We start from the raw sequence: 5,716 nt of genomic DNA on the forward strand, positions 1-5,716 counted from the left end.
AGGCCCCGGTAAAGGTGATCCGGTCGCCGACATCGAGGTCCGTGATCGTATCGCCGCTGAGCTCCGCCGCGCTGCCCGAAAACGTGTCGTTGCCGCTGCCGCCGGTCAGCGTATCCCGGCCCGAGCCGCCAATCAGCGTGTCCGCACCCGAGCCGCCGAGGAGCCTGTCATTGCCGCTCCCGCCCCAGAGTGTATCGTTGCCATCGCCGCCGATCAGCGTATCGGCACCGGCACCGGCGATGAGAACGTCATCGTTATAGCTGCCATCCAGCGTATCATTGCCATTTCCGGCGATCAGCACGTCTAATCCAAGGCTTCCGGTCAGCGTCTTTGCTGTCGTCGCAGTGTCGAAGATGAAGTCGCTTGGAGTCAGCTGGCTGGGAAGAATGCCTTTTATAGTGATCGTTTGCTGTGTATTGGCGAAGGGCAGACTGATCACGGTATTGCCCTGGTTCTCCGAGATAAAGGGCAACAGCGTCTCTAGATCGCCAAAGCCAAGGGGTGCGAGATTGATCCTGTCCTGACCTTTGACGAAGTCCGTGATTGTATCGTGGTTGAACGCAAGGGCAGTGTAGGCAAATATGTCGTTGCCGCTTCCGCCCGTCAGCAGGTCATTTCCAATGCCGCCAATGAGGGTATCGGCACCGGCGCCGCCGTAAAGGTCGTCGTAACCGCTGGAGCCGTCGATGGTGTCGTTGCCATTACCGCCGAACAGTACGTCGTCGGCGACGGTCCCAGTGGGAGACGTTGCTGCGGGGGTTAAGATGAAATCGCCCGCCGTCAGCCCGCTGAGCGGAATGCCAATGAGGGTGATGGATTCCGATTCGCCGCCATAGCGCAGGCGGATCACGGTAGTGCCACCATCATCGGACATGTAGTTCGACAGCGTCGCCAGATCGGCTACACCAAGGCCCGAGAGGTCAATCTTGTCCTGCCCGCTCACGAAGTCTGCAATCACATCGCTGCCGAACCGGCGCGCGGTGTAGCGAAAAATGTCGTTTCCGCTGCCGCCCCGCAGCCAGTCATCACCGTTGCCGCCGACGAGTGTATCGGCACCGGCGCCGCTGTAGAGAACGTCGTCACCATCGCCGCCGTTCAGCGTGTCGTTGCCATTGCCGCTGAACAGGATGTCGCCGTTGCCGGTTCCTGTGAGAGATAACGCCGCCGCCGAGGTGTTGAAGATGAAATCGCTGGCAGTCAGTTTGCTTGGCACGATGCCATTGATGGTGATTGTTTCCAGCGTGCTGTCGTAGACCAAGCGGATGACGGTATTGCCAAGGTTCTCTGTGATGAAGTCCTGCAACGTTGCCAGATCGGCAATGCCCAGGGCAGAGAGATTGATCCGGTCCTGACCTTGTACGAAGTCGGTGATGACGTCTTCACCGAACAGGCGCCCTGTAAACGCAAAAATGTCATTGCCTGCACCGCCAGTGAGCTCATCATTGGCGGAGGTTCCGGACAAGGTGTCGTTGGAACCAGTGCCGGTAATGATTGCCATGAACCGCTCCCAATCATGCCAAATTCAATTCAATAGCCGAGGATTTCCTCGCAGACATCTGGATTACGAATTACGGTGACACTTTACCAAATCCCCAAACCTCACGCCCTCCATCGATCCTGCCACACACCTGCCCCATCCCAAACCCCGTTCCAGCACTCCCTAAACAGTCTTCTCACATCCCGATAAATAACAGACGCGTCTGTTATTTATAAACTGCTGTCCTACATGCACACGCTTGCGGCATAGTCCCGAAATGCGCTGCGAATCCTTGCAAATCCGCCGCTTTCGGCCGTCCTCCTGCGGGACAGATCGCCCTGCGCCGGGGCTGCCGGTTTTTGCTCTGGACTGTGTCAACCCCGTCAACCTTCCCCGCCGAACGTCCCTTTCCTGCACAGCCCGCGCCTGTCAGATTCGGGAGTGGAGAACGCGGGCTGCCGGGCGTCTGATCGCCCGCAGGCCCTGTGCCAGACCATGAAGGAGGATGCCATGCGTGTTGCTCTGCCCGAAGCCCATCACATGAACCCGCTCGGCCACCTCTCGGAGCACTATGCGCCCGAGATCGTGAACGCCGCTTTCGGCTTTTCCGATGTCACCTACCGCATGTCGAAGCTGCCCACCCGCCTGTTCGAAGGCGCGCGGATGCGCACGGCGCTGATCAACGGGTGCCAGCTCTGCCAGAACTTTCGCGTGCTGCGCGATCGGCCGGACATCGAGCGTACGAATGGCCCGGCGCCGGACGAGGCGTTCTACGCTGCCGTTCACGAATGGCGGACTTCGCCGGTCCTGTCGGAGCGCGAGAAGCTCGCCATCGAATATGCCGAGAAAGTCGGGCTCGATCCCAAAGCGCTCGCCACCGACGAGGATTTCTGGACGCGCTGCAAGGCCGCGCTCACCGATGACGAGATCGTCGATCTCGCCTTCTGCGTCGCGGTGTGGATGGGGCTGGGGCGCGTTGCCCACGTACTCGGCCTCGATGCTGTCTGCGCGCTGCCGGCGCTGCGCGAGGTTGCCTGAGGCTTTTCGCGGCGCGCGGAACGTGCCACGCTGCACTGGTTCGTTTTACCGCGTCCGGAAAGTCCTGCCCCGATGAACACGCCCGATCTTGCCGCCTGGTGGATGCCTTTCACCGCCAACCGCCAGTTCAAGTCGCAGCCCCGCCTCCTCGCCGAAGCGCGCGGCATGTTCTACCGCTCGGCGGACGACCGCGAGATCCTCGATGGCACGGCGGGCCTGTGGTGCGTCAATGCCGGGCACGGGCGCGAGGAAATCGCGGACGCGGTCTCCCACCAGATCCGCACGATGGATTTCGCGCCCGCCTTCCAGATGGGCCACCCCATCGGCTTCGATTTCGCGACCCGCCTTGCTGAGATCGCGCCCGCCGGGCTCGACCGGGTGTTCTTCACCGGCTCGGGTTCCGAGTCCGTCGACACCGCGCTCAAGATCGCGCTCGCCTACCAGCGCGCCATCGGCCAGGGCACGCGCACCCGCTTCATCGGGCGCGAGCGGGGCTATCACGGTGTCGGCTTCGGCGGTGTCTCGGTCGGCGGCATCCTCAACAACCGCCGCGTGTTCACCAGCCTGCCGGGAGTGGACCACATGCGCCACACCCACGACCTGTCGCGCAACCGCTTTACCCGCGGCATGACCGAACAGGGCGCGGAACTGGCCGACGATCTCGAGCGGCTTGTCCAGCTCCACGGCGCGGAGACCATTGCTGCGGTGATCGTCGAGCCGGTCGCGGGCTCCACCGGCGTGCTGCCGCCGCCCAAGGGCTACCTCGAACGCCTGCGCGAAATCGCGACGCGGCATGGCATCCTGCTCATCTTCGATGAAGTGATCACCGGATTCGGCCGCCTCGGCACGCCGTTCGGTGCGGATTACTTCGGCGTGACGCCCGACCTCATCACCACCGCCAAGGGCATCACCAACGGTACCCTCCCGATGGGCGCAGTCTTCGCCAGCCGTGCGGTGCATGATGGTCTGATGAACGGGCCGGAAAACCTCATCGAGCTGTTCCACGGCTATACCTATTCCGGCCACCCCGTCGCCTGCGCCGCCGGCCTCGCCACGCTCGACATCTATGCCCGCGAAGGACTGCTGACCCGCGGTGCGGCGCTCGCGGACTTGTGGGCCGATACGCTCCATGGCCTGCGCGATGCGCCGCATGTGATCGACGTGCGCACCATCGGCCTCGTCGGCGGGATCGAGCTGGCATCGCGCGATGGAGCACCCGGCGCGCGGGCTTATGACGTGTTCACCGACTGCTTCCGCGCCGGCCTGCTGATCCGCGTGACAGGCGACATCATCGCGCTCTCGCCGCCGCTGATCGTCGAGCCTGATCACATGGGCCGTATCGCCGAAACGATCCGCGCCGCACTGGAACGCGCAGCATGAAGCATCTGCTGGCCGCTGCGGCGGTGCTGGTGGCAAGTCCGGCATTCGCCGCGCCCATCGGCATGAGCGACACGGAGCAGGCCGCACCCGCCGTTCCGCCAATCCTCTCTGCACGCGAGCGGGCCGAAACCGAGAACCGCATTCTCTCCGAACGGCTCGAAACGGTGATCCCGGCGATCATGCGCGCCGAAGGCATCGACCTCTGGCTGCTGATCGCGCGCGAGTATTTCGAGGAGCCGGTGGTCGCCACGATGCTCGATGCCGAGAACATGCATGCGCGGCGGCGCACGATCCTGATCTTCCACGATCCGGGCGAGGGCAAGCCGGTCGAGCGCCTGACGGTCAGCCGCTACGGGCTGGGCGGGCTGTTCAAGCCGGCGTGGGATCCGGCGAAGCAGCCGGACCAGTGGAAGGCCGTGGCCGATATCATCGCGGCGCGCAATCCGGGGAAGATCGCGGTCAACATTTCCGATCTCCACCAGTTCGCCGATGGCATGACCGTCAGCCAGTACGACAAGTTCACCGCCGCCCTGCCGGAGGCGCTGCGCGCCCGCATCGTCAGCGGGGAGGGGCTGTCGATCCGCTGGCTGGAAACGCGCACGCCGTCCGAAATGGCGCTCTATCCGACCATCGAGCGCACGGCCCACGCCGTGATCGCCGAGGCCTTTTCGCGAAAGGTCATCACCCCGGGCGTTACCACAGCGGAGCAGGTCCAGTGGTGGTACCGTGACCGGCTGCTTCAGCTGGGCCTCGATGCCTGGTTCCATCCCTCGATCGCGATCCAGCGCAAGGGCGCCGAAGGCATGCTCGAGGGGAACGAGGTGATCCGTCCGGGCGACCTCCTGTGGACCGACTTCGGGATCACCTACTTGCGGCTCAACACCGATACGCAGCACCTCGCCTATGTGCTGAAGCCGGGCGAGAGCGAGGCGCCGGTGGGCCTGAAGCAGGGCCTGGCGAACAGCAACAAGGTGCAGGATTCCTTGCTGCGCCAGTTCGTGGTTGGGCGAAGCGGCAATGAAGCACTGGCCCGCGCGCGTGAGGAAGCCAAGGCGGCGGGGCTTGATCCTTCGATCTACTCGCACCCCATCAGCTTCCACGGCCACGGCGCCGGACCATCGATCGGCTTCTGGGACAACCAGAACGCCGACCCGCGCGGAGATGCGGCGATCCATGCCAATACGGCGTGGTCGATCGAGCTGACCTCCTATGCCGCCGTGCCCGAATGGGGCGGCCAGCGGGTCGACTTTCGCGCTGAGGAGAATGCCTTTTTTGACGGGAAGACCGTGCGCTTCATCGACGGACGCCAGACGAGCCTGACACTGATCCCGTCCGATCCCTGACCCTCGGGCTGCTGCGCCTCCTTTTTGCAGGCCGGATCAAAAAAGTTTGATTTCGTGCTTGACGAATCAACCGCCGTCCATCAGATGCGCTCCACCGGCAGGGACGGCGGCATTGCTTGTTGTTCTGCTGGTCGCCAACATGGACGGACGCCAGGATCTCCGGTGTAGCAATCGGGGAGGGTTGGTTGTCCGGCTGATTCTGTCTGGCGGGTTCTTTGACATTGTTAGTTTAGATGAAGGGACATGTGGGCGACGGCGCCCGGTGTCGAGGGTCTTTGGGCCTCGAACGCCGGTATTGAAGCCGATGCCATGACATGTCCTTCGTATCCATTACGTTTGACAAGTGCAGGTAATCGGCTCCCGAAGTTCGATGCTGTGTGGTTTGCGGGGCTTAGGCTTTGTGCTGCATGGTATTGTGACACAACTTGAGAGTTTGATCCTGGCTCAGAACGAACGCTGGCGGCATGCCTAACACATG

At 63.1% G+C, this 5,716-nt stretch carries 4 protein-coding genes; 3 read left to right on the top strand and 1 reads right to left on the bottom strand.

Going from position 1 to position 5,716, the window contains the following annotated elements; genetic code table 11:
* Nucleotides 1–1,498: calcium-binding protein (locus IP83_RS13350; protein WP_197274368.1), on the bottom strand; the 1,498-nt coding region annotated here is incomplete at its 3' end.
* Nucleotides 1,499–1,987: 489 nt separating this feature from the next.
* Between IP83_RS13350 and IP83_RS13355 the strand changes: the two genes are divergently transcribed.
* From IP83_RS13355 to IP83_RS13365, 3 genes are all read left to right on the top strand, one after another.
* The gene (locus IP83_RS13355; protein ID WP_054122728.1) at nt 1,988–2,515 is read left to right on the top strand and encodes a carboxymuconolactone decarboxylase family protein; all 528 of its coding nucleotides are present in this window, start codon (nt 1,988–1,990) and stop codon (nt 2,513–2,515) included.
* A gap of 72 nt (nt 2,516–2,587) precedes the next feature.
* Nucleotides 2,588–3,895: an aspartate aminotransferase family protein gene (locus IP83_RS13360; RefSeq protein ID WP_054122726.1), complete on the top strand. Its 1,308-nt coding sequence runs from the start codon at nt 2,588–2,590 to the stop codon at nt 3,893–3,895.
* Nucleotides 3,892–5,238, top strand: a complete 1,347-nt coding sequence (locus IP83_RS13365; RefSeq protein WP_054122727.1) for a M24 family metallopeptidase — start codon at nt 3,892–3,894, stop codon at nt 5,236–5,238. The genes IP83_RS13360 and IP83_RS13365 overlap by 4 nt, the downstream gene beginning before the upstream one ends.
* Nucleotides 5,239–5,716: the final 478 nt, after the last annotated feature.

Source organism: Novosphingobium sp. AAP93, assembly GCF_001296055.1.
Classification (GTDB): domain Bacteria; phylum Pseudomonadota; class Alphaproteobacteria; order Sphingomonadales; family Sphingomonadaceae; genus Novosphingobium.

What these genes read in the sequence shown, in the direction of transcription:
- IP83_RS13360 (WP_054122726.1), top strand. Translation starts at nt 2,588, where the DNA reads ATGAACACGCCCGATCTTGCCGCCTGGTGGATGCCTTTCACCGCCAAC.
- IP83_RS13365 (WP_054122727.1), top strand. Translation starts at nt 3,892, where the DNA reads ATGAAGCATCTGCTGGCCGCTGCGGCGGTGCTGGTGGCAAGTCCGGCA.
- IP83_RS13355 (WP_054122728.1), top strand. Translation starts at nt 1,988, where the DNA reads ATGCGTGTTGCTCTGCCCGAAGCCCATCACATGAACCCGCTCGGCCAC.